Raw genomic sequence first — 22832 nt, forward strand, 5'->3', positions numbered from 1 at the left:
CGTTTGATCTGATGCTGTTTTGATGACGACGCTTTGGAATTGACAGCGCGGTCTTTGATATGTTTTGAATTTTGAACGAGTATAAGCGGTCGGGATCTTCAAGAAGATTTTGGGCATTGCTCCAGCAGGTCTGCGCAACAGGCTTGGATGGAGGAATATGTTCGGAGTCACCCCCCGTTTGTCCCCCATTCATTTTACGCGTGGTCCCTGCTGTCTTTCGTCAGGCATAAGGAGAGACTGCGCAAATGAGCACTTCAGCCACGATACCCATGAGTGAAATTGAGACCGAGCGCCGCATTGGCGGAGCTGGAACCAGTATCGTCAGAGACATTCCCAGAATTGACCTATCGTCATTCGAAGAGCGTAAGAAGGAAATCGCCGAAGCTCTATGGTCGGCGGCGACTGAAATTGGGTTTTTCCAGGTCTATAATCACGGCATTCCGCAGGACGATATTGACCGGGCGTTTTCGCTAGCTGAGCAATTTTTCGCTCTTCCGACAGAGACAAAAGCAACTCTCCCATTGAAGCCAGGCACCAATGCTGGTTGGGAGTTTCGGGAACAGGTCCGGCCCTCAACGGGTACGCCTGACCATAAAGAGTCCTTCCAGATTACGCTTCCACGCATGGCGGGGCTGTGGCCGCACGATGCGGATATTGCCGGTTTTCAAAGATTTCTCACGCAGTTCGAACATCAGAACTGGGTGCTGGGAATGAAAATCCTGTCGTGTTTTGCGATGAAGCTCGGCTTCGATGAAGATTTTTTCACATCGCGGCATAAACCTTCTTCGCCGGATTATCAGTGTACCCTGCGCCTCATCCACTACATGAGCATGGAAAATGCCAAGCCTGCAGACTTCGAAAACTGGCGCGCCGGAGCACATTCAGATTTTGACTGCCTGACCCTGCTGCATCAACGTGCCGGTGAAGGTGGATTGCAGGTCTGTCCGGGGAAGGATGTTGACAGTGGGGCGTGGACGGATGTTGAGCCAGCCACCGGTTACGTGACTTGCAATATTGGTGACATGCTCATGCGTTGGAGTGATGACAAACTCCTCTCCACCCTGCACCGTGTGCGGATGCCGAAACCCGGTGAGTATCTTGGAGAACGGTTGTCCATTCCGTTTTTCTGTCAGGCTAACCGCGATGCGATCATTCAGGGGCCGGATAAGAAATACGCGCCTATTTCGGCCCAGAATTATCTTCTTGAGCGCCTTGAGGCCAATTTTGCCGCGTTGCAAAAAGCCAAGCCTTCATAATGGAACGGGCCATCAGGCTGCGACGCGATGTTGTCTGACCTGAAAAATGGTCAGGCAGCTCATGCCTGGGGTATTTAGTCCCGGGATTTGGTGGCGTGATGCGCTCCGGGAATACAGTCCACACAAGACGCTTTACAAGTGCTGGAGTGCTATGGGGGTCTTCATCCGCCTGATGGACGGTCTGGTTGCCGGAAAGGCAGAGCCTCAGACGATCATGATTGATGCGCCCCTCTCAAGACACATCATATGGCTTCGCATTGTTGGTTGAAGAAGAGCACAGGCCGTCTGATTGGGTGTACCGAAGGCGAGGTAAATACGAAACTGTGTGCTGTTACCGGCCGAAACGGATGTCTGCTCGACTTCTTCATGACCGCAGGCTAGATCAGTGGTTACATTGGTGCTGCTGCCTTTCTGGGCAGTCTCCCCAAGGCGGAGCCCCCTTAAGAAACCGCTAAAATACGACAAGCGGAAATACAAACGGTGCAACAGGTTATGACAGATGCCCCAGTCCTCTTCTCGGCTATCTGCCTCGCTGCAAAGTCGTGTTCTGGTTATAAGTCCTGAGGCTCCAGCGTTCTGGCGCTGAGCATCTTGCCCGGATTAAGGAGCAGCATCGGATCATAACGTGTCTTGATGGCGGCCAGATCTGGCGATGCCACACGATGCATGCCGCCCTCCTCGATCGTCACAACATGAGGGTTGGCAATATTCACGCCACGCTTTTCATGTTCCGCGATGATGTGATTAAGGCGGTCTTCATCTGTAAAGCGAATGACCGGAAGAGCTGCACAACTGACATGACCACCCATCGGGAAAAATTCCAGGTGCATTATCAGTTCATCAGGGAAAAGTGCCCGGATTTCCGCAACCTTATCGAGTGTGCCGTCTGCCGGATAGCCGCATTGGAGATAGGTATATCCGCGATCCTTCTTCAACACCTGAAGCGTCGTATGATTCCACGTCAATTCATACAGCGGCGTTGCGCCGGACGTGTTTTCCATGTCCCGCGTGTTGGCTTCGTAACAGAGCTTACCATCAGCCTTTGTTGCCAGAAGCTTGACGGTCTCGATTCCTGCCGGAGCAATCATGAGAATGACAAGGGAATCTCCCTCTGGGACGTGCTCGCGCACAGAGGCAAAAAACGGCGGTAGGTCGCCATCCACAACGGAGACAAGTTTCTTCTGAATGCCACTTTGCAAGGCGATGTCTCTTGCGAAAGCAGCAGCCTCCTCAAAGGAAGCGAACGAAACGGCCATATCCTGCCAGTTCACGACAGGTTCCACCCCGATTTCAAGCTCGGTAATTAGGCCGGTCGTTCCATAGGTATGCAGAACACTGCGAGCATCCTCGCCCCGTAGCTCTACAACTTCGGGCTCTTTACCAAGTGTCATGAGACGCAGGACCAGAACATTTCCCGGCGATGACAGACCGCCCCAGCGAACCGATCCAATGCCGCCGGAGCCACCTGCAATAAAGCCGCCAATCGTTGCTGTCCGCTTGGTGGAGGGATACATGCGGACTTCCCAGCCCTGCTCCTGTAAGGCTCGATCCAGATCCAGCATATTCATGCCAGCCTGCACGCGTGCAACGCCATCCTTGACCCAGAGCAGCTTGTTCAGTTCTGTCATTTCAATGACAGCCCCGCCCTCCATCGGAACGGCCTGACCATAATTACCGGTGCCCCCTCCACGTGGGGTCAAGCGTGTCTTCGTTTCGCGTGCCGCAGAGGCAATCTTGAGAAGATCCTCTTCATTACGCGGCATCACGATACAATCCGCAAAACAGCTGTCGAGCTGGCGCTTCAGAACCGGGCTGTACCAGTAGAAATCGCGACTTTTGCGCTTTACGAGAGCCGGAACCGTCTGAACAGGAATGTCACCGAGCAACGAGAGGAAGGTTTCAATACTGCTCATCGGCCTAGATCCTCAGTGATGGGGCGAATGCGGTCGAGTGGGTATTCTGCAATTTCTGCAAGAAGCTCAAGGAAACCCTTGATCCATTGGTTGGCAACCGCCTCGCCCTTTTCCGCCGTCGCAATGCCGGCATTGCCAGCGGCCCCGGACGGATGAATGTCATGGGTCAGCCAGCCAAAACCGACACGGCCTTCTGCTTCCAGCCACTTCGCGGTCTCGGCCAGTTTCTGTGGCCAGGGCTCGAAATTGTCTGCGCGGCTCATATCGACGAGGTCGGGCCGAAGATGCAGCATCAAAGAGGTTTCGATGTCTCCGCCATGAATGCCGTACTGGCGCTCTTCGGCTGTGAACATGCCATCCGGTACACCAAACCGGGACCAGCCCACACAAACCACAAACATTCCATGCGTTCGACGAAGCGTTCTTGCAACAATATCAAGGATCTGTGGCTGTCCACCATGGGAATTCAGAAGAACCAGACGCTTTACACCCGAACGCGCAACACTCTCGCCAATCTCGATCAGAACCTGTGTCAGGGTCTGAGCACTCAGCGTCAACGTACCAGGATACGCCACATGCTCCTCACTTTTTCCGACAGCCTGGATCGGAAGCGCGGTCGCTGGAACTGTTGAAGGAAGAGCTTCGAGAGCCTTGTCGAGCAGCATCTCGTTGATGCAGGCATCCACATAGACTGGCAGATGTGGGCCATGCTGTTCAACAGCAGCCACAGGCAGAATCGCCACCGTTTCTGGCGGAAGATGGCGGAATTGGCGGGAAATCATGTCACACCAATATTTCTTGGGCCAGAAAACCGTCTCGGGGCTGCTTGTCATGGGCTTGGCTTCCGTTGTTCGTCGTGTGGAATGACGCATCCCGGTCGAGCCGGGCTGACAAATTTCCTGTTCCGATATGATATCATCCCGGAACGAAAAGATATGAGAAACAGGAACTTTGCAACTTTTAAAGCATCTATTTTCGATCATATGAGTGCAAAAAAAGCGCACAAATTGCTCGAACATTCCGATAGCGTTCTTGAAAATTCCTTGGAAGGTCCGGCATGTCACTCTCTTCTTCGCCCATGAATCCCACTCGCGCCATACTCCTGAGTCGGGCGTCTAAAACCGTCATGGTCGCGTCTCTTGGAGTGTTTGGAATTCTGGTAGCCGTAAATAATATGACGGATTACGGATCAAACTATGAGTTTGTCCGCCATGTCCTGTCTATGGATACAACATTTCCGGGTAACGCGCTGAGATGGAGAGCCGTTTCATCCCCCGTGCTGTGGCATCTCTTTTATGTTCTGATCATCGCAGCGGAATTCCTGACTGGTGCCATCTTTTCCTTCGCTGCGTTGCAAATGGCACAGGCGGTCAAAGCGCCGGCTGAAGAGTTTCGCTCTGCCCGTGCGCTGGTTCCTGTCGCGACCGCATTGGGTTTCATGATCTGGTTCTTCGGTTTTTCTGTTGTCGGTGGTGAATGGTTTGCGATGTGGCAGTCCCATGTCTGGAATGGGCAGGAAGCGGCGTTCCGTTTCTTCATGACAATGCTGGGTGTGTGTGTCTTCACGCAGCAGGGAGACTGAGTGCATCCTTTTTGCGTGCACAAAGAGGTGAAAAAGGTATCGGTCCGGCAGCAGAATAAGTCTTCACATCGGAATGAAAAAGCCGTTACGGTCTGATTATAAAAATCAAGTCGGGAGGCAGCGCATGACATTACCAAGGCTCAACCGCCGCAGCATGCTTCAGGGCATCATGGCTGCGGGAGCTCTGTCTTCCCTGCCCACCACAAGAGCAAACGCCGCAACAAAGCCGCTTAGTCTTCTGTCCAACTGGTATGCCCAGGCAGAGCATGGCGGCTATTATCAGGCGGCAGAAGACAGTCTTTACGCTCAGCAGGATCTGGATGTCTCCATTCAGATGGGCGGCCCCCAGATGAACATGACGCAACTTCTGATGGCTGGTCAGTGTGATATCGCCATCATGCAGGGCGAAGAAGCGATCCGCTGCGCCATTCAGGGTATCCCGGCCGTCGCGATCGGCACGACCTTTCAAAAGGGTGTCGGCGGCTTGATGACTCACCCGGATATCCACGATATCGCCCAACTCAAGGGGCATCCCATTCTGATCAGTTCGGAAGGCCGTGCCAGTTTCTGGATATGGCTCAAAAAACGGTATGGCTTCACTGAAGATCAGGTGCATCCTTACACCTACAATCTTCAACCTTTTGCCTTCAATCCGCAGATGGCTATGCAGGCTTTCGTCTCGTCCGAGCCTTACGGTGCGAAAAAGGCGGGCATTCCTTTCAATTTCTTCCTTCTGGATGATCTTGGATACGCGGCTTACGGAAACGTTCTGATGGTGTCTCGTAAGACACTTGAAGAGCGTGGTCCAGAATTACAGAAATTCATTGCTGCCAGCAGCGAAGGATGGAAGCGCTACATCTTCGGAGATGCCAGTAAGGGCGATGCCGCCATTCGCAAGGCTAATCCGGATATGAGCGCCGATCAGCTCGTCTGGTCTCGTCAGAAGCTGAAAGAAATCAAGGCTCTTGGAATGCCTGGAGCCCCTATCATGACGATGAATGATGAACGCTGGAAGCGCATTTACGATATCCAGCTCGCCGCTCAGCTTGTTCCAGAAAACCCGCAATGGAAAAGTGCCTACACGCTTGAATGTGTCCGCGACGGTCTGGCGACGGTTCCGGCATGAGCAGTCCCGTCCTTTCCCTTGCGAGCATTGAAAAAGTTTTCCCCAATGGCGTCCGCGGACTGTCTCCCGTCGATCTCACGGTCGAAAAAGGAGACTTTGTTACGCTCATTGGCCCATCGGGTTGTGGAAAAAGCACCCTTCTCAAGCTGATTGCCAATCTGCACACACCATCCGGTGGGAAAATGAACTGGTGGGGTGGTAATTTTGGCGACGTCGGCCGCAAGGGGCGCCGCATGGCGTTCGTTTTTCAGGACGCCACATTAATGCCTTGGGCGACCATCGCGAAAAATGTGCGTCTGCCTCTCGATCTGGAAAAAGTAGACCGGGCCACGGCGGACAAGCGCGCTTTGGCGGCCTTGGAACGCGTAGGCCTTGGGCACGTCACGGAGCATTACCCGGCCCAGCTTTCCGGCGGCATGAAAATGCGTGTGTCCATCGCTCGGGCGCTTGTCACGGAACCTGACCTTCTCCTGATGGACGAACCCTTCGGTGCTCTGGATGAATTCACGCGCAACCGTCTCGACGAAGAAATGGCGCGGCTCTGCTACGAAGACGGCCTGACAACACTGTTCGTGACCCACGCTCTACATGAAGCAGCTTTTCTCTCCAGCCGCGTCATGGTGATGGCCGCCCGTCCGGGTCGGATTCATGCCCAGTATGAGATCGATCGGTCTATCCTCCGCAATGAGGAGTTCCGCCTGTCGGATCAATTTGCAGGGATCAGTCGGGAATTGGCCATTCTTCTGGAAGACGCCAGTCGGGAAAGCATGATCCAGCAGGAGATGCGCGCATGATGTCCTCCCGCACGTTCGCGCTATTGGCTCCCGTCACGCTCGGTATCATTATTCTTGGGATATGGGAGGGGATCTGCCGTTTCTGGCATATCCCGCCCTATCTGATGCCGTCTCCCTCGGCCATATGGCGCGCCCTGATGCTCGATGGCGTGGCGCTGCTCCATGCCCTGCTCATCACGCTGGAAATCACGTTCGCTGCCTTGATCTCTGCTGTTGTAGGAGGCGTGCTCGTCGCATTCCTGCTTGTGCAAAGTCCTCTTATCGAGCGTTGCCTGATGCCCTACGTCGTCATCATGCAGGTCACGCCAATTGTGGCGATTGCGCCTTTGATCATCATCCTGATCCACAACACGCCGCTTGCTTTGACGGCCTGTGCGGCTCTGGTCGCTATCTTCCCGGTCATTTCCAATACGCTCCAGGGTCTACGGAGCGTTGACCCTGATCTGGCTGCTTACTTCCAGATGCACAAGGCCTCGCGCCTTCAGACACTGACCCGCCTTCGCATCCCCAGCGCGCTTCCGATGTTCATGGCGGGGCTACGAATTGCCACCGGACTCTCCTTGGTCGGCGCGATTGTCGCCGAATTTGTTGCGGGAACAGGCGGCAACTCAGCCGGTCTGGCCTATCAGATCCTTCAGTCGGGCTTTCAGATGGATATCCCGCGCATGTTCGCGGCGCTTTTCCTCATTACCGTCGCTGGCCTTGTTCTGTACGCCGCCGCCGCCAGCCTGCAACGCTTCGCCCTGAGACACCGCTCATGACCTTTCCTTTTCCCGTCGGCCAATCTCCGTCCGGCCTTCTGAACGCGAGCATTCCAAAAGATTTGCTTCCTTCAGCACTCGCAGGCAGCAAGCTGTGCGATATTGCGCTCGAGAACGGACACATCGCGGAGATCGTCCCGGCAGGCCAACTTCCCCATACCTCGGGAAACGTCGACTTGAAGGGGCAAATGGTCTGGCCCTGCTTTGCCGATAGTCACACCCATCTGGACAAGGCCTTCATCTGGGATCGGACGCCCAATCCCGATGGAACATTCATGGGTGCGCTTCAGGCGACGACACAAGACCGGGAGGCTTACTGGACGGAAGCGGATGTAGAACGCCGCATGGAGTTCAGCCTGCACTGTGCTTATGCCCATGGTACAAGCGCAATCCGGACCCATCTGGATACGTTCGGTGTTCATGGAGCCCGGGTTTGGCCTCTTCTCCGCAGACTACAGAAAAACTGGGCTGGAAAGATCGCGCTTCAGGGCGTCTCACTCACGATGCCGGAACGCTATATGGGCGAAGACCGGGACGGTATTGTGCGCAGTGTTGCGGAGACAGAAGGCGGCGTACTCGGTGCCGTCCTGATGAAGCACAACACGACGGAAGACGCGTTGGACGTGCTGTTCGGTCTGGCGACGGAGTACGGGCTGGAACTGGACCTGCATGTCGATGAAAACAGCGAAACAGGTGGTACCGCGCTCGAACTGGTTGCTCAGGCAGCACTCAGGCATCGCTTTCGCCATAAAATCCTGTGTGGGCATTGTTGCAGCCTGACCGTACAAGATGATGTCGCTCAAACACGCATCATCTCTCTTCTGGCCGAAGCCGGGATTGGTATCGTCAGCCTGCCTCTCTGCAACATGTATCTTCAGGATCGGACTGCTGGCCGAACCCCGCGCTGGCGGGGCGTGACATTGTTGCAGGAACTGGATGCCGCAGGCGTGCCGGTCATGCTGGCAAGCGACAATGTGCGCGACCCCTTCTACGCCTATGGAGATTTCGACATGCATGAAATCCTTCAGGGCGGCACACGCATTGGGCATCTCGACCATACCAGCCGACCCTGGGTGCAGTCCGTTAACACCCGGCCGGGAGACTGGATGGGACGCAACCATCGTCTTGAGAAAGGTGCCGTGGCCGATCTTATCGTTTTTCCGGCCCGCAACATGAACGAGTGGATGAGCCGCAATCAGACAGGCCGCACGGTTCTGAGAGCCGGGCGCGTCATCGACGCCGTCCCTCCAGCCTACGAAACTCTCGGAGGAGATCTCTGATGGTTGCTCTCAAGCCGCGACGTACGGAAGCCATGCTGACACGGGATGGTATTCGTCTTGTGGCGGATATCTGGGAGCCGGAAGGAGATGGTCCTTTCCCCGTTCTTCTCATGCGTCAGGCGTATGGTCGGAAGATTGGTACGTCACTCTGCTATGCGCCGCCCGAATGGTATGCCCGTCACGGTTATATTGTCGTTATGCAGGACGTCCGTGGTCGTGGAGCTTCAGGTGGCGAGTTCGTTCTTTTTGAGCATGAAGCAGAAGATGGCGCCGATACGATTGCCTGGGCCGCTTCACTTCCTCGAAGCAATGGCCGCGTCGGCATGTTTGGCTTTTCCTTTCAGGGGAGCAATCAGCTCTTGGCAGCCGGTGAAAAGCCGGAGGCGCTGAAGGCGATTGCACCTGCCATGATTGGCTGGCAATTGGATCGTGACTGGGCGTACGAGAATGGCGCTTTCGCGATGCGTGCGAACATCGGATGGGCCACACAGCTCGCGGCGGAAACGGCCCGTCTCAAGGGAGACTACGAGGCTCAGCAGATTCTGTTTGCTGCCAGCCGCGGGACGTCCTTCAACGGGCGTCAGCCTACCGTTCCCGCCCACGACGCCTTACTGGCCAAGTATAGTCATTACACCCGCTGGCGAGACACGCCTCCCGGTGATGCCTACTGGGACAAAATCTCACCCGCTAGCCGTTTAAGCGATATTGCAGAATTAGCTCCAGCGGTCCTGCTGATCGGCGGGTGGTACGACAGTCATCTCCCTGGAACGCTCGAAGCCTATCGCGCGCTTTCTCCCCACACGCCGACCCGGCTCATTGTCGGACCATGGGCGCATTTCCCCTGGGACCGTCATATCGGGGATGTGGACGTTGGTGATGAGGCCATCACGGACATCGATCAGCAGCAGATCAGGTTTTTCGATCAATGGCTAAAATCAGAACCTGAGCAGCAGGTCGCTCCTGTTCGTCTTTTCGATATGGGGGCGTGCCAGTGGCAGGATCTGCAAGACCTTCCAGAAGGAAACACACAGGCATTTCCATATGGGAGTGGGCGCGCCGCCATTGATACCCGAGATGGCGCCTTGGCTCATGCGGTGCCTGATGATGCGCTGGCTTTGTCTGAAAGCCTTACTCTTGATCCATGGCGCCCTGCAGCGCCATGTGGCGGCAGCTTTGGCTTTCCCGGTGGCCCCGTAGATCGGGCGCGAACAGACGCCCGGTCGGACGTGCTGACCTTTACGACACCCCTGCAGGAGACGGGCAGACTTCTGGCAGGGACTGTCACAGGCTGTTTCGAGTTCGAAAGCGAATACGAGAGCTTCGATATCCACGCCACTCTGTCTCGTGTGGACAGGCACGGAAAGGTTCACCCGCTTGCTGAAGGCTATGCCTTGGCTAAGCCCGGTCAGACTCTCCTTCCGATGCGCGGCACATGCTTGACCCTCAAAAAGGGTGAACGGCTCAGGCTGTCCCTCTCCCTCGCCTGCTTCCCGGTCTTTCCGATCAATCCCGGTACAGGCGACAGCCCCATCGCGGCGCCGCTCGATCAACAGCAGGTGACAACAGTTCACCTAAAAACAGGCTCGGGCACCTACCTTCTTCTTCCTTGGCTCAAACAGGAAAGCTAACTCTCATGTCTTTTGCAAAATGCAGCCCCGATAGTGTTGAAGCCTTCCGGATTGCGCCGGACTCAACCAATTACTTTGCCATCCTGTTTGATAGGAAAGCTGGTGATTATTCTTCCATAGCTGTCGTGGAAATCTTTGAACCCGGAGGAGCCACGCCTCCGAATACACATACAGACGCTGACGAAATGTTTTTCGTTCTTTCGGGTACGGGTCGCGCCTGGTGTGACGGCAAAAGCTGTGAGCTGAAAGCCGGAGACGCTCTTCTGGTTAAACCTGGCTCGGAACATGTTCTGGAGAACACTGGCACCAGTAAGCTTTATACGCTGACTGTCATGACACCGGATGAAGCTTTTGGCGACTTAATTCGCAGCGGTATTCCCGTTAAGCTGGACGCTGAAGACCTGGCTGTACTCTGCGGAGGGAGTCAATGAGACGTTTGGGTAGCACATATGCTAACAGTTGGGGTGCCACAGAGGCTTCTATCAGTCTGCTACGACCAAACCGTAAATCCAGAACTGTCAGTCTTCCATCCGTTCCACAAAGTCTGACTCTTGATCTGGCAAAAACTGCGATCATCGTCATCGATATGCAGAACGATTTCTGTCATTCTGAGGGCTGGCTCGCCTCTATTGGTGTAGATATTTCTGCCGCGCGTCGCCCAATTAAGCCTTTACAGACGCTCCTTCCTGTTTTGCGAGAGCATGATGTTCCGGTCATCTGGCTGAACTGGGGCAATCGTCCGGATAAACTCAACCTGCCTCCCTCAGTGCTGCATGTTTATGATCCGGCCGGGGAGAATAAGGGCATCGGATCTGCGCTGGGCATAGCGGACAGGAAAGTGCTTGAAGATGGGAGTTGGAATGCTGCCATTATCGACGAGCTACATGTCGAGGCAGAGGATATTCATGTTGCAAAATACAGGATGAGTGGCTTTTGGGATACTCCTCTTGAAGGGATCCTGAAAAACCTGCGTGTGGATACCCTGCTTTTTGCCGGCGTCAACAGCGATCAATGCGTTCTAAGTACGCTTACGGATGCAGGGTGTCTGGGGTATGATTGCATTCTTCTCAATGATTGCTCAGCGACAACCTCTCCGGAGTTTTGTGAGCAGGCTACACTCTATAATGTCCGACAATGTTATGGGTTTGTCGCATCCGGATCTGATCTCGTAAAAAATCTAAATTCCGAACTTATAACTGAAGCATAATATTTCAACTGCGCAGGAAGTCGAAAGTGGATATGTAAGCATCTACCATAACGTGTTGTACTATCCTGAGGCTTCCTAAAAATTTTACTTTTATTTACGTGATGACCCGTTATCTTTACCTTCTGGCCTCATGAATTATAATCCTAAGATGACGGTGGCAGCGAGTATAATCGTAGAGAAAAAGGTTGTGAGGCGCCTGTCGTAGCAGGCCGCAACGCGGCGCCAGTCCTTGAAAACGTTCGAACATGCTCTCTATGCGTTTGTAGCAGTGCTTGCCGTATTTTAAGGGTCCTGGTCGACGAGCAGCCGTTGGACCTTTAGCACTCATCGAACAAAGCGGCGACATCGATATAATTAATGATCTGCCCTTGAGGTCATGAAGAAGCTCAAAGGGTGATTGTTCGTACCGTTAATGGGGTTAAGCTTGGTGCTCATTCCCCCTTTCAGGCCGATCAGGTGGTCCGTATCCCTTCTTTATCTGCAGATTGGAAGCCGTACGATACGCCTTCAGATAGGTTGCGTCGAGGATGACAGTCTTGCGATCGGAGAGCTTGTGTGCAACCAGACCTCTCATCTCCCGTAGGAATAATGCTCTTGTGATACCATCACGTTCCGCTAACGAAGGCCATTGCGATTGACGAAAATATTCAGGCTAGCACCTGACGATCATCCACTTCGGGCTTGTCGTGGCTCTTAGGAAAATACGACTCAAGCCGCGCCACCTGCTCGCCATGTCAGATAAGTAGCGACTGTTTTTCTCAATTGTAATGAATTTATAAACAAATGCCCCCTGAAGATTCAGAGGACATTTGTTTGGTAAAAATATTTATCAGAACGCTGTAGAAATTGTTCCAGTCATGCTGAAGCGCGGCTCAACATAAAACTGGGCGCCTGAACCCGTTTTGGAAAGGTTGCCATTCATCAAGCGGACTGCCTGTGTATTTGTGGCTACGCCGACTACACCAGTACGAACAATGGAGCCCGTCAGGTTGGTAAAGTTCAAGCGGATGGTGGGGGATTTCGCATACCACACCGGCTTGAAGTGATACCCTAGAGACAGTGTATTGGTCACATAACCCGGAATGCGCTGATCTCCGGCGATAGAGACAGATTGCGGACCGGTATAATGAACGGTGGCGTTGGCAAAGAAGCCTTCGTGCGCATATGTCAGGCCAAAATTTGCCATGACGTGAGGCGAGAGAGGTGCCTGCGTTCCTTTCGTCCGGAATGCAGTCAGATTTCCCAAGGCATCAGATGCTGCAATGTTAGTATCCATTCGAGCATTCAGGTACTCAAACGATACATAAGGGCTAAACCCATAAATCGGCTGAGTAGAAATCATCACGTCAAAGCCACGCGCTGTCTGGTTTCCAGCATTGACGACGCCACTCTGATTATTTCCCAGATAGGTGCTGAGAAGTCTGTTTGTAATATTGTAATTAAACAGATCCAGATCGACGATGACATATTTGTCATTATATCGGTAACCGAGTTCTTCCTTGATGGAATACTGGTTTTTTGGAAGTGTCCCGGTATAAGTCGTATTCCCGAGCGCAGACGCAGAGGGCTGGCGGAAATCGCCTTCAGCGTTCACGTACACCTGATGATGTTCGTTGAAGTGATAGCTGATCGAAAGATGAGGCAATGGCGCAGTCAGGTTCTGACCCATCTGCTTGTTGCCTGGGTATGTTCTGTACCAGACATTGGACATGACATACTTGAAACCAGCATTGACCAAGAGCCGATCATGGAAATACTTCGCTGTTTCCTGAAGGAATAGCGAATGAATTTCATATCCGGTCGTATTACCGGGATAAGAGCGACTGCTTCCCGAATAAACCTGATATGTGGAATCATTCGGGCTCGGGTTTGAGCCGTCCGCCTTTGTCACGCTGGTTGGGAAGTGCTGGGTGTAATCTTGATTTTCGTACCAGTAACCAAAGTCAAGGTGGTTGTGTTTGTCGATATCGTAGCCAAGCTTGGCTGTCGCACCGACATCAAGTGCACCATTTTCCTGGAAGTAGCTTGTCAGAGGTGTGCCTGAGGCAATTGTCTCGCCTGACTTATAATTCGTGGTGCCTGTTGCAAAGCCGCCAGACGAACCGTCCCAGCCCTGCCCCCAGTTATAGTACGGGCGCAGATCGAACTGCAGCTTGTCCGTAAGAACAACGTGGATCGGGGCGCTCAGGAATAGCTGGTTCCAGTGATCAATATTATTCTTCCAGTAATCGTTTCCAATCGAATCAAATTCAGCTTTGCGACCGTACCCAGTGCCTGTCTCCTTATACTGGTGGAACTGAGCAGATGTTGGGTAATTGTCAATTACGAAATCTTCATAGTTCCAGGACATGAACAGTTTCGCATAAGACCCGTTTTCCCAGTCCTTACGAATACCGAAGTCGAGGTGACGGCGCTGATTGATCCCTGCCCCCATCCATGATCTTGCATGAGTATTGGAGAACGAGAGGTAGCTGCGGAGACCTGTCTTCGCAATATCACCGGACTCAACGCGAATAAATTCGCGCGACAGATTGTTAGTGCCATATGAAAAATCAATCAGCCCGCCAAACTGGTGGGAGGGATCATGAGATGTTTCGTTCATGACACCTGCAGCAGCGGATGTCGCAGGCAGGTCGATTGGAGAAGACCCAGGCATCATGCTGACGCTATCGAGGTTTTCAGAGTCAATATCTTCCGCCAGGTAAGATGCGCTGGCTGCTGGCGCCCCATCGACCATGAGTGCCATGTCAGCATCGGTCAGGCTTCGGCTCTGAATACGACCGCCCTGCATACCTGACGTATCGGGCGTAGAAACGTTGACACTTGGCAGGTTCTTGATGAGATCAAGTGCCGTACTGGTCGGGCTCTTGGCTTCAATAAAGGCTTTAGTAATGGTCTGGATAGCGTAAGGTGCCGTTTCAACGCGCATCATCCCGCCGCCGCGACTACGTGCCAGACGGGACGTAGAAACAGTTACGTGTTCGTCCCCCGTAGAGTTAATCGATGACGGACGACGCATCTTGGGGTGTTCAGGGGCAGCAGTCACAGCGGCATCACGAGAGGCACGCTGGCTCTGAGTTGCCATGCGATGAGCGTGAGCGGTTTTGTGTTTGACGGGGCTGGTTGTAGCCCGAACTGGCTCAGCAATGAATACTGAACTAAAACCCGCCAGGCACGTTACAAGGAGGAGGGTCTTCTTATAAGACTGTTTTTCAGATCGATACGGACACATAACCTGCTGGCTTCCCCTGCTACAAGACACTTAACGTTCTCCACAGGACCTGGTCTCCGATCAGAAGACCCTTCCCATAACGGACTCGTAACATAATCAAGCACTGCCTCAAAAGGCGAATAATTGCCTCACAGTGATATCAAAAAGAGATCACTTGCGAGATATGTCACACTTGTGGATCTTTTTTGCACACCTAAGGGAATGTTTCACAATATAATCGTTTGGTAAGTTTTTAAATTACAAACGATAAAAATCCATATATAATAATCAGTTAACAGAAATATTTTCAACGAGATTATGGTTGGGTTAGAGGCGTCTTATTAACATCTCGCTAACGAGAATGGCGTCTGTGTTGTTTGTGCCACTATCGCTTCATAAGCTGCCTCACTGTTTTTGAAGCATTCTCAATGCGGAGGCGGTACAAAATCTTGAAGGTGTTTCGGAATGTTCCTATTGTGCATCTTTTGGATGAAAGTTCTGCCATGCTGCACAGTCGACTTCTGGTCTATCTGGATACAGTCGCCCGTTGCGGCTCCATAAGAAAAGCTGGAGAACACTTGAATGTCGCTTCCACGGCGATCAATCGGCAGATTTTGGCGTTAGAGCAGGATCTTGGCGCCCCAATTTTTCAGCGCCTTCCTAGAAAACTCGTACTGACAGCCTCCGGGGAAATCTTGCTGGCGCATGTTCGTGAAACTCTGAAGAACATGAATCACACCCGCCAAATTCTGGAAGATCTGAAAGGATTGAAACGTGGCGAGTTCTCGATCGCCACAATGGTGGGGCCGGTTTCTACTTTTCTTCCGCTGGCTTTAACGGACTTTCATAATACGCATCAGAATGTTCGAACTCATGTCAGTACCTACGGCACACATGATCTGGTCGAAGTAGTCAAGAATGGTCAGGCTGATATCGGAATAGGTTTTGATATTCCATCAGAAAATGGACTGGTCGTACAGGCGTCCAGAAGTGTGCCCCTCGGTGTGGTTATGAGTGTGCAGCATCCTCTTGCTCATCAGGAATCCATCAGTCTTGAAGACTGTAATGCTTGGCCACTGGTAGTAGCAGATGAGAGTATGGCGATCCGTCCTCACCTGGAGGAGTTATATATGGCAAAGGGATTGACCTTTACGCCTTCTCTTGAAACCAATTCTATTGAACTCATGCGACAAATGGCTCTTGTGCCAGGGAATATTACCTTTCTAACGCCGCTCGATATTATTCAGGAACAATCTGAGGGAAAGCTCAAGTTTCTCACATTACGAGAAAACGGCATTCATCCTCAGACAGTTTCGATTGTTGCTCGTTCGAAAGCTTCAAATCCCTTCACGTCTCTTTTTATTGAAAGGGTTGAGTACTTTCTTCAAGAATACAGTTCGGCCCATTTTGTCTAAAATACTACTTCAGTACGTCTGTCTGGAATAGAAAGACCTTCAATCCACCATGAGGGATTGGAGCCCCTGCTGGTAGGAACGGCAATCCGCTTGCGTGAGCCAGTGATTTTTCCGTTGTGATAATTCCTACCCGCCAGCCTTTGAAATGCTCAAGCAATCGCGTACCGAGCGCTCTATACAAAGCTGACAGTTTCTTTTTGTCACCCAGGCGAGTGCCATACGGAGCATTCAGAATTACCAAACCTGGCGGGCCAGCAGGAGGCGTTATATCGCTCACTGTAGCCTGGCTGAAGGTTGTATATGCTGTAACACCAGCACGCTCAGCGTTGGCTTTGCTCATAGCAATCGCTCCAGCGTCTCGATCGCTTCCGTAGAAGCGAAATTCCGGGGTGCGCTGGCTTTTCACTGCGCGCATCTGCTCCCACGCAGCTGAATCAAATGTGGCAAAGCGTTCAAACGCAAACTGCCGCGAGCGGCCCGGATTAAGGCGCGCTGCGATTTCGGCCGCCTCGATAACGAATGTTCCTGACCCGCACATAGGGTCAAGAATGGGTTCCTGGCCGGTGTATCCACATTTTCGCAGAAACAGTGAGGCCATTGTTTCACGCATGGGTGCGCGATTAACGGCTTCCTTATGGCCCCGTCGGTGCAGAAGATCACCTGATGTATCCAGACTGAGTGTACAGAAATTATTCTCGATCCGTGCGCGAACAATAACAGGTGCAGTTTCGGAATTTGGTGCTCCAAGCGTCTCCGTAATGGCTTTGGAAATGCGTTCAGCTGCGGCTCCGCTATGATAAATTCGCGAAGATGAGCACGAAACTTCGACTTGGAACGGCACGTCAGGTTTGAGCAATTCACTCCAGGGGATTTCCTTGGAGCGGAGTTCAAGTTGATTCAGATATTCAGCACGGAATTGCGCAACGCGTGCCAGAACCCGGCTGGCACCCCGGACCCAAAGGTTTGCGCGCCAGACTTCAGGCCATCCTCCTCGCATTGTCACTCCCCCGGGAACAACTTTGGGCTGGCGGAACCCTTTCAGTTTCACCTCGGCGCAGAGCATGTCTTCAAGGCCGGGAGACGTTGCGAGAAAAATTTCAAAATGCCTGTTTTTCGTCATGGGGCCTCCATGACAGGAAGCGACGTCTAGAGCAATCTTTTCTGCTACATTCAGGAGTATAATGGGCTTATTTCTGGAAATTTTTTGTCAAGTAACCAGACATGATTGTAAAGTTATCGTGCCATCGTTATTCTTTTTGCCGGTGAAGCGTAAATAACCATATTCTTGGAAGCCCCCTGCGTTGGTCACAAACGTGAAGCCAGCGGCCTTTCCGTCAAATCTCGTCCCATGTCGTGAACATAATCCCCTCGGGAGGATCGACGATGAAGCCATCAGAAACACGCAAATTTGGCCGTAACAACTTTAGCGTTACAGCTTTTGCTTTCGGGACCGCACCGCTCGGAAATTTTTTGCAGGAAGTGTCCGAAGAAGACGCAAATCAGATGATACAACATGCTTGGGATGCGGGGATCCGCCTATACGATACGTCTCCGATGTATGGTCATGGCCTGGCCGAACTGAGGCTCGGACAGGCTCTCAGGTGGAAAAACCGGGATGACTTTGTCATTGCCACGAAAGTTGGCCGTACACTGCATGCAGCGCCTCGTGCCGAAATCGATTTCGCTCCCTGGGTCAATGCAGCACCCAACCGTATGAGATTTGATTATACTTATGATGGGACAATGCAATCTTTTGAAGATTCATTGCAGCGACTAGCTCTTGAACGGATAGATATGGTGTTTATCCATGACATTGACCGGTTCACACACGGGCAAAACCAGCCAGAAGTTTTCAAACGGGCAACGGACGGAGCCTGGCGGGCGCTTGAAAAACTGCGTACCGAGGGCGTCGTCAAGGCTATTGGCGTTGGTGTGAATGAATGGGAAGTTTGTCATGCTGCCCTTCAACAGCATGATTTCGACTGCTTTTTGCTTGCGGGTCGTTACACCTTACTTGAACAGGATGCTTTGCGGGATTTTCTGCCGCTTTGTGAACAAAGGAATGTCACGTTACTTGTCGGCGGGGGCTTTAATTCGGGTATTCTCGCCACAGGCGCTGTAAAGGGGGCTAAATATAATTACGCTCCTGCCCAGCCGCATATTCTCGAACGCGTTTCCCGCATTGAGGCTGTTTGTAAACGACATCACGTTCCGTTACCCGCAGCAGCTTTGCAATTTGTCGTGGCACATCCAGCAATTTCGTCTTTTTGTGCTGGCACCCGGAATACCAGTCAGCTCACGCAAAACCTGGCATGGTTCAGCCATCACATTCCAGAAGAGTTCTGGAGCGACCTTAAGACCGAGCGCCTTCTGGCCGAAGATGCACCAACTCCTGTTGCAGCATAACGTATCGTCTGGAGAGGACAGCACTGGTTGCCACCCCCTCTCCAGATCTCCGTGACATTCATCTTTTTGCGATCTGTACGTTTTCTTTTCCAAATTCCATTTCGCGCTATGGACAGCCAATCTGCTATATGTAACATAAATACCGTTATGTATTCCGAGGTGAGCGTTATCTTTTGGAGTGACAGAACATAGCGTGATCGAACTTTCTCCGAAGTTATCCATGATCGTCGGAGACAGGGTTTGATTTTGAACATCTCAGGCGCTGTGAATGACACTGGAAAGATAGCTCTCCCGGGATCTTGGTAATCTGCACGTTACAACCTGGGTGTGGCTTTATGGATCTGGTTCTTGGAGTTGATGTTGGAACAGGGAGCGCCCGTGCAGGTCTCTTTACCCTTGATGGGACAAAAAAGGCCTCTGCCGTCCAGTCGACCCGTACATGGACGCCAGCCCCCAACTATGCCCAGCAGTCTTCCGCCAATATCTGGGAGGCTGTTTGCACAGCAACCCGCGCGGCGCTTTCCAAACTCGATCAGCCTTATCGGATTGTAGGTATTGGCTTCGATGCAACCTGCTCTCTTGTCGTCCTTGATCCAGAAGGCCGTCCGTTATCTGTCGATCCTGAAGGTGCGGATGGGCAGGATATTATCCTGTGGGCCGATCATCGTGCCCTGAAGGAAACCACCGAAATCAATGCCGGTGGCTACGACGTCCTGCGTTATGTGGGAGGCAAAATCTCCCCGGAGATGGAAACGCCAAAGCTTCTTTGGCTCAAACGCAACCTGCCCGATATTTTCGCCAAAGCTGGGCATTTTTTCGATCTGCCGGATTTTCTGACATGGAGGGCTACGGGATCTCTCTCTCGCTCGGCATGTTCCACGGCCTGTAAATGGACCTATCTGGCTCATGAAGATCGTTGGGATGACACGTACTTCAAAGCCATTGGTCTTGAGGAACTGACAGAGAACAATTTTTCCCGGATTGGTAATGATATTCGTGCATTGGGCGGGATCGTTGGCGAAGGTCTGAGTGCTGAGGCCGCTGCTGAACTTGGACTTGAGCCCGGTATTCTTGTTGGAGTCTCTGCTATTGATGCGCATGCAGGTGGTATTGGCGTCTTTGGTATTGAAGCAGCTGGCGCGCTTTCGGACGACGTACTTGAGCGCTCAATTTCGCTAATCTGTGGCACATCCAGCTGTCATATGGCCGCTTCTAAAGAAGCCCGATTTGTTCCGGGCGTCTGGGGGCCATACTGGAACGCCATGGTTCCTGACATGTGGCTCAATGAAGCAGGCCAATCTGCAACTGGCGCGCTGATTGACTTTGTCATTTCCAAGCATGCTTCTGGTCCTGCCCTCAAGCAGGAAGCAGAACAGTCGGGTACAAACATATACGCGCTGCTGAACGATCGCGCGGATGCTCTTGAGCAGGGTAAACTTCCGGGAACGAGCACGGCGAACCTGCATGTGCTCCCGGATTTCCATGGGAACCGCTCTCCACACGCTGATCCTGACCTCAAGGGTGTCGTGAGCGGGCTAAGCCTCTCAGCCAATACGGATGATCTGGCGAAGCTGTATCTCGCTACGCTGCAAGGTCTCGCATACGGCACTAAAGACATCATTGATGCGCTCAACGCCCAAGGCTACCGGATCGACACGATCCTGGCCACAGGGGGTAGCACCAAGAATCACGTCTTCCTGCGTGAGCATGCTAACGCAACAGGCTGTCGCATTCTCCTGCCCGAAGAGCCGGACTCCGTCCTTCTGGGGGCCGCCATTCTTGGCGCCGTCGCCAGCGGAGAATACGTCGATCTTCGCACCGCCATGGCCCGGATGAGCCATGCCGGAACTGAAATCCTGCCTGATGAGCGCACAGCCGCCTATCATGCAGCCAAACGTTCCATCTGCCATGACATGCTGAATAGCCAACTCGCATGGCGTCAACAGATGCGGGACGTCCTCGACCCTGCTCCTTCTCACTGATCCTGCACCCTTTTTCGAAAGGTCTGAGTTTCATGTCCCGTCTAAAGTCACTCTGCGCCCTGACCCTTCTCTTGAGCGGTTCAGTTCTCTCCTCCGCTCATGCTGCTGGCACTCTGACAATCGCCACCGTGAATAACGGCGATATGATCGTCATGCGGCAGCTTTCCTCGGAATTCGAGAAAGCCCATCCGGATATTCATCTGAACTGGGTAACACTGGAAGAAAACGTCCTTCGCCAGCGTGTTACGACCGATATCGCAATGAAGACAGGGCAGTTCGACGTCGTGACCATTGGCAACTACGAAGTTCCCATCTGGGCCAAGCAGGGCTGGCTGACGGAACTCAAGCCGGATGCAGCCTATGACGTAAATGACGTCCTCCCATCTGTCCGTGAAGCTCTGACGTCTGACGGCAAGTTGTACGCCCTGCCCTTTTACGCAGAAAGCGTCATGACCTATTACCGTAAGGATCTGTTCCAGAAGGCTGGCCTGACCATGCCAGAAGACCCGACTTACGACCAGATCCGCCAGTTTGCGGACAAGATCACGGACAAGTCCGGTCAGGTCTATGGCATCTGTTTGCGCGGCAAGCCGGGTTGGGGCGAGAACATGGCTTATGTCAGTTCACTGGCCAATACCTATGGCGCGCAGTGGTTCGATATGTCCTGGAAGCCTCTGCTGACGTCTGATGCCTGGAAGAAGGCGCTGACATGGTACGTTTCGGCGATGAAGGAAGATGGCCCTCCGGGTGCCACGTCCAACGGCTTCAATGAAAATCTGGCCCTGTTTGCCAGCGGCCATTGTGGAATCTGGATTGATTCCACTGTAGCTGGTGGTCTGCTGTTCGACCCGAAGCAGTCACAGGTGGCTGACAAGGTTGGTTTCGCACCGGCTCCCAAAGGTCCGTATGGCAAGGGCCCGACATGGCTGTGGGCCTGGAGCCTCGCCGTCCCGGTCAGTTCCCATCAGAGTGCCGATGCCCAGACCTTCATCACATGGGCGACGTCCAAGGATTACGTGAAGCTGGTTGCCGACCGTAAAGGATGGGTTGCTGTTCCTGCCGGCACGCGCGCATCCACCTATGCAGCCCCTGAATACCAGAAGGCCGCCCCCTTCGCCTCTTTCGTGCTGAACGCCATCAAGACGGCTGATCCGAACGGACAGACGGCCCAGCCACGCCCTTACACTGGCGCACAATTTGTGGGCATCCCAGAGTTTCAGGCTATGGGAACGCAGGTTGGGCAGACCGTTGCCGCTACACTCTCTGGCCAGATGACGGTCGATCAGGCTCTTGCGTCCGCACAGTCTTCCGTAACCCGTTCGCTGCGCCAGTCCGGCCGCGCCAGATAAGGCTCCAATGCCATGCAGGCCGTTGTCGAACATAGCCCCGCACCGGGAGCCTCCGCGCAGAAGGGAAAAGGAGCAGGTTTCCTGCTTCTTTCTCCGGCTGTTCTGATTCTCCTGGTTTGGTCGCTTGTCCCGCTAGGGATGACTCTGTGGTACTCCCTCCTGAACTATAATCTTGTGGACCCGACGCTCCACGGCTTCGCAGGGTTCAGCAATTACTGGTACCTGCTGACCGATCCTGATTTCCTCCACTCCCTCCTCAACACGTTCATTCTTGTAGCTGGCGTGCTGGTCATCAGTGTTGGTGGCGGGACACTTCTGGCTGTCCTGTATGATCAGGAGTTTTTCGGACGTGGTATTGCCCGTGTGCTGGTGATTTCTCCGTTCTTCATCATGCCAACGGTCTCCGCCCTGCTTTGGAAGAACCTGATGTTGCACCCGATTTATGGCGTTTATTCCGCCATGATGCGGGCTGTCGGCCTCACACCGATCGACTGGCTGGCACAGTTTCCCCTTCTGACAGTCATGATGATCGTTGCATGGGAGTGGCTTCCTTTCGCTGTGCTTATTCTCCTCACAGCCGTTCAGTCGCTGGACAGCGAGCAGAAAGAAGCCGCCCGCATGGATGGCGCAGGTCCTATCGCGCGGTTCCGTCATATTATTCTGCCCCATCTGGGGCGTGCGATCAGTGTCGTGGTCATGATCGAGACGATCTACCTGCTGACGGTTTTCGCAGAAATTTCTGTGACGACGGCTGGCGGCCCTGGCGTGGCGTCCACCAATCTGGCTTACCTGATTTACTCTCGCGCCCTGCTTCAGTTCGATGTGGGCGGTGCGTCTGCCGGTGGTATTATCGCCATCATCATCGCCAATATCGTTGCGGTCTTTCTTGTCCGTTCCGTTGCTCGCAATCTGGAGGTGTGAG

Annotated in this window: 19 protein-coding genes and 1 pseudogene; 15 read left to right on the forward strand and 5 right to left on the reverse strand. The window is 53.1% G+C overall.

Annotation, left to right across the window (positions count from 1 at the left end):
• Positions 1-245 precede the first annotated feature (245 nt).
• Together AC3B6F_RS09820 and AC3B6F_RS09825 are read left to right on the forward strand one after the other, a co-directional pair.
• The gene (locus tag AC3B6F_RS09820; protein WP_489824211.1) at positions 246-1256 is read left to right on the forward strand and encodes an isopenicillin N synthase family dioxygenase; all 1011 of its coding nucleotides are present in this window, start codon (positions 246-248) and stop codon (positions 1254-1256) included.
• A 61-nt stretch (positions 1257-1317) separates the two neighbouring features.
• A complete protein-coding gene (locus tag AC3B6F_RS09825) occupies positions 1318-1524 on the forward strand; it encodes a hypothetical protein (protein WP_489824212.1) in 207 nt (68 codons plus the stop codon).
• A gap of 283 nt (positions 1525-1807) precedes the next feature.
• Here the strand turns inward: AC3B6F_RS09825 and AC3B6F_RS09830 are convergent, their stop codons facing one another.
• Both AC3B6F_RS09830 and AC3B6F_RS09835 read right to left on the reverse strand, forming a co-directional pair.
• Positions 1808-3169, reverse strand: coding sequence for an FAD-binding oxidoreductase (locus AC3B6F_RS09830; RefSeq protein WP_489824213.1), 1362 nt, complete (start codon positions 3167-3169; stop codon positions 1808-1810).
• Positions 3166-4002, reverse strand: a complete 837-nt coding sequence (locus tag AC3B6F_RS09835) for a creatininase family protein (RefSeq protein WP_061931086.1) — start codon at positions 4000-4002, stop codon at positions 3166-3168. Before AC3B6F_RS09835 ends, AC3B6F_RS09830 begins: the two co-directional genes overlap by 4 nt.
• A gap of 224 nt (positions 4003-4226) precedes the next feature.
• On the opposite strand from AC3B6F_RS09835, the gene AC3B6F_RS09840 reads away from it, so the two are divergent.
• The 8 genes from AC3B6F_RS09840 to AC3B6F_RS09875 all read left to right on the forward strand — a co-directional run bounded on the left by AC3B6F_RS09840 (position 4227) and on the right by AC3B6F_RS09875 (position 11547).
• On the forward strand, positions 4227-4751 hold the full coding sequence (locus AC3B6F_RS09840; RefSeq protein WP_211568846.1) for a DUF2165 family protein: 525 nt from the start codon (positions 4227-4229) through the stop codon (positions 4749-4751).
• 124 nt (positions 4752-4875) lie between these two features.
• Complete coding sequence (locus AC3B6F_RS09845) at positions 4876-5877, forward strand: ABC transporter substrate-binding protein (protein WP_489824214.1); 1002 nt, start codon at positions 4876-4878, stop codon at positions 5875-5877.
• Positions 5874-6671 carry an ABC transporter ATP-binding protein gene (locus AC3B6F_RS09850; protein ID WP_489824215.1) on the forward strand — a complete coding sequence of 266 codons (798 nt, stop codon included), beginning with the start codon at positions 5874-5876 and terminating at the stop codon, positions 6669-6671. Before AC3B6F_RS09845 ends, AC3B6F_RS09850 begins: the two co-directional genes overlap by 4 nt.
• Positions 6668-7432 carry an ABC transporter permease gene (locus AC3B6F_RS09855; RefSeq protein WP_489824216.1) on the forward strand — a complete coding sequence of 255 codons (765 nt, stop codon included), beginning with the start codon at positions 6668-6670 and terminating at the stop codon, positions 7430-7432. The genes AC3B6F_RS09850 and AC3B6F_RS09855 overlap by 4 nt, the downstream gene beginning before the upstream one ends.
• Complete coding sequence (locus AC3B6F_RS09860; RefSeq protein WP_489824217.1) at positions 7429-8712, forward strand: cytosine deaminase; 1284 nt, start codon at positions 7429-7431, stop codon at positions 8710-8712. Before AC3B6F_RS09855 ends, AC3B6F_RS09860 begins: the two co-directional genes overlap by 4 nt.
• A complete protein-coding gene (locus AC3B6F_RS09865) occupies positions 8712-10340 on the forward strand; it encodes a CocE/NonD family hydrolase (protein WP_489824218.1) in 1629 nt (542 codons plus the stop codon). Before AC3B6F_RS09860 ends, AC3B6F_RS09865 begins: the two co-directional genes overlap by 1 nt.
• 5 nt (positions 10341-10345) lie before the next feature.
• Positions 10346-10771 (forward strand): cupin domain-containing protein, encoded by a 426-nt coding sequence (locus tag AC3B6F_RS09870; RefSeq protein WP_010503212.1) that lies wholly within the window; start codon positions 10346-10348, stop codon positions 10769-10771.
• Entirely contained in the window at positions 10768-11547 is a 780-nt protein-coding gene (locus AC3B6F_RS09875) for a cysteine hydrolase family protein (RefSeq protein WP_489824219.1), read from the forward strand. Before AC3B6F_RS09870 ends, AC3B6F_RS09875 begins: the two co-directional genes overlap by 4 nt.
• Positions 11548-11682: 135 nt before the next feature.
• Here the strand turns inward: AC3B6F_RS09875 and AC3B6F_RS09880 are convergent.
• Both AC3B6F_RS09880 and AC3B6F_RS09885 read right to left on the reverse strand, forming a co-directional pair.
• Positions 11683-12269: pseudogene (locus tag AC3B6F_RS09880) on the reverse strand (transposase family protein).
• Positions 12270-12376: 107 nt separating this feature from the next.
• On the reverse strand, positions 12377-14779 hold the full coding sequence (locus AC3B6F_RS09885; RefSeq protein ID WP_489824220.1) for a TonB-dependent receptor: 2403 nt from the start codon (positions 14777-14779) through the stop codon (positions 12377-12379).
• A gap of 434 nt (positions 14780-15213) precedes the next feature.
• Here AC3B6F_RS09885 and AC3B6F_RS09890 point away from each other — a divergent pair, with 434 nt between their 5' ends.
• Positions 15214-16173, forward strand: a complete 960-nt coding sequence (locus AC3B6F_RS09890) for a LysR family transcriptional regulator (protein WP_489824506.1) — start codon at positions 15214-15216, stop codon at positions 16171-16173.
• Positions 16174-16177: 4 nt separating this feature from the next.
• Here AC3B6F_RS09890 and AC3B6F_RS09895 read toward each other — a convergent pair whose 3' ends face one another.
• Entirely contained in the window at positions 16178-17293 is a 1116-nt protein-coding gene (locus AC3B6F_RS09895; protein ID WP_489824221.1) for a THUMP domain-containing class I SAM-dependent RNA methyltransferase, read from the reverse strand.
• A 263-nt stretch (positions 17294-17556) separates the two neighbouring features.
• On the opposite strand from AC3B6F_RS09895, the gene AC3B6F_RS09900 reads away from it, so the two are divergent.
• The 4 genes from AC3B6F_RS09900 (at position 17557) to AC3B6F_RS09915 (ending at position 22831) form a co-directional block, all read left to right on the forward strand.
• Positions 17557-18579 (forward strand): aldo/keto reductase, encoded by a 1023-nt coding sequence (locus AC3B6F_RS09900; protein ID WP_489824222.1) that lies wholly within the window; start codon positions 17557-17559, stop codon positions 18577-18579.
• A 335-nt stretch (positions 18580-18914) separates the two neighbouring features.
• Positions 18915-20561 (forward strand): FGGY-family carbohydrate kinase, encoded by a 1647-nt coding sequence (locus AC3B6F_RS09905; protein ID WP_489824223.1) that lies wholly within the window; start codon positions 18915-18917, stop codon positions 20559-20561.
• Positions 20562-20593: 32 nt separating this feature from the next.
• On the forward strand, positions 20594-21910 hold the full coding sequence (locus AC3B6F_RS09910) for an ABC transporter substrate-binding protein (RefSeq protein ID WP_489824224.1): 1317 nt from the start codon (positions 20594-20596) through the stop codon (positions 21908-21910).
• A 12-nt stretch (positions 21911-21922) separates the two neighbouring features.
• Positions 21923-22831: a carbohydrate ABC transporter permease gene (locus AC3B6F_RS09915; protein ID WP_489824225.1), complete on the forward strand. Its 909-nt coding sequence runs from the start codon at positions 21923-21925 to the stop codon at positions 22829-22831.
• Position 22832: the final 1 nt, after the last annotated feature.

Source organism: Gluconobacter sp. ESL1110 (genome assembly GCF_058107395.1).

Bases quoted from the DNA above. Each gene is read 5' to 3' on its own strand.
- AC3B6F_RS09860 (WP_489824217.1), top strand. From the start codon at position 7,429: ATGACCTTTCCTTTTCCCGTCGGCCAATCTCCGTCCGGCCTTCTGAAC.
- AC3B6F_RS09895 (WP_489824221.1), bottom strand. From the start codon at position 17,293: ATGACGAAAAACAGGCATTTTGAAATTTTTCTCGCAACGTCTCCCGGC.
- AC3B6F_RS09870 (WP_010503212.1), top strand. From the start codon at position 10,346: ATGTCTTTTGCAAAATGCAGCCCCGATAGTGTTGAAGCCTTCCGGATT.
- AC3B6F_RS09915 (WP_489824225.1), top strand. From the start codon at position 21,923: ATGCAGGCCGTTGTCGAACATAGCCCCGCACCGGGAGCCTCCGCGCAG.
- AC3B6F_RS09900 (WP_489824222.1), top strand. From the start codon at position 17,557: ATGAAGCCATCAGAAACACGCAAATTTGGCCGTAACAACTTTAGCGTT.
- AC3B6F_RS09855 (WP_489824216.1), top strand. From the start codon at position 6,668: ATGATGTCCTCCCGCACGTTCGCGCTATTGGCTCCCGTCACGCTCGGT.
- AC3B6F_RS09820 (WP_489824211.1), top strand. From the start codon at position 246: ATGAGCACTTCAGCCACGATACCCATGAGTGAAATTGAGACCGAGCGC.
- AC3B6F_RS09910 (WP_489824224.1), top strand. From the start codon at position 20,594: ATGTCCCGTCTAAAGTCACTCTGCGCCCTGACCCTTCTCTTGAGCGGT.
- AC3B6F_RS09875 (WP_489824219.1), top strand. From the start codon at position 10,768: ATGAGACGTTTGGGTAGCACATATGCTAACAGTTGGGGTGCCACAGAG.
- AC3B6F_RS09835 (WP_061931086.1), bottom strand. From the start codon at position 4,002: ATGACAAGCAGCCCCGAGACGGTTTTCTGGCCCAAGAAATATTGGTGT.
- AC3B6F_RS09845 (WP_489824214.1), top strand. From the start codon at position 4,876: ATGACATTACCAAGGCTCAACCGCCGCAGCATGCTTCAGGGCATCATG.
- AC3B6F_RS09825 (WP_489824212.1), top strand. From the start codon at position 1,318: ATGCCTGGGGTATTTAGTCCCGGGATTTGGTGGCGTGATGCGCTCCGG.
- AC3B6F_RS09830 (WP_489824213.1), bottom strand. From the start codon at position 3,169: ATGAGCAGTATTGAAACCTTCCTCTCGTTGCTCGGTGACATTCCTGTT.
- AC3B6F_RS09850 (WP_489824215.1), top strand. From the start codon at position 5,874: ATGAGCAGTCCCGTCCTTTCCCTTGCGAGCATTGAAAAAGTTTTCCCC.
- AC3B6F_RS09840 (WP_211568846.1), top strand. From the start codon at position 4,227: ATGTCACTCTCTTCTTCGCCCATGAATCCCACTCGCGCCATACTCCTG.
- AC3B6F_RS09905 (WP_489824223.1), top strand. From the start codon at position 18,915: ATGGATCTGGTTCTTGGAGTTGATGTTGGAACAGGGAGCGCCCGTGCA.
- AC3B6F_RS09865 (WP_489824218.1), top strand. From the start codon at position 8,712: ATGGTTGCTCTCAAGCCGCGACGTACGGAAGCCATGCTGACACGGGAT.
- AC3B6F_RS09885 (WP_489824220.1), bottom strand. From the start codon at position 14,779: ATGTGTCCGTATCGATCTGAAAAACAGTCTTATAAGAAGACCCTCCTC.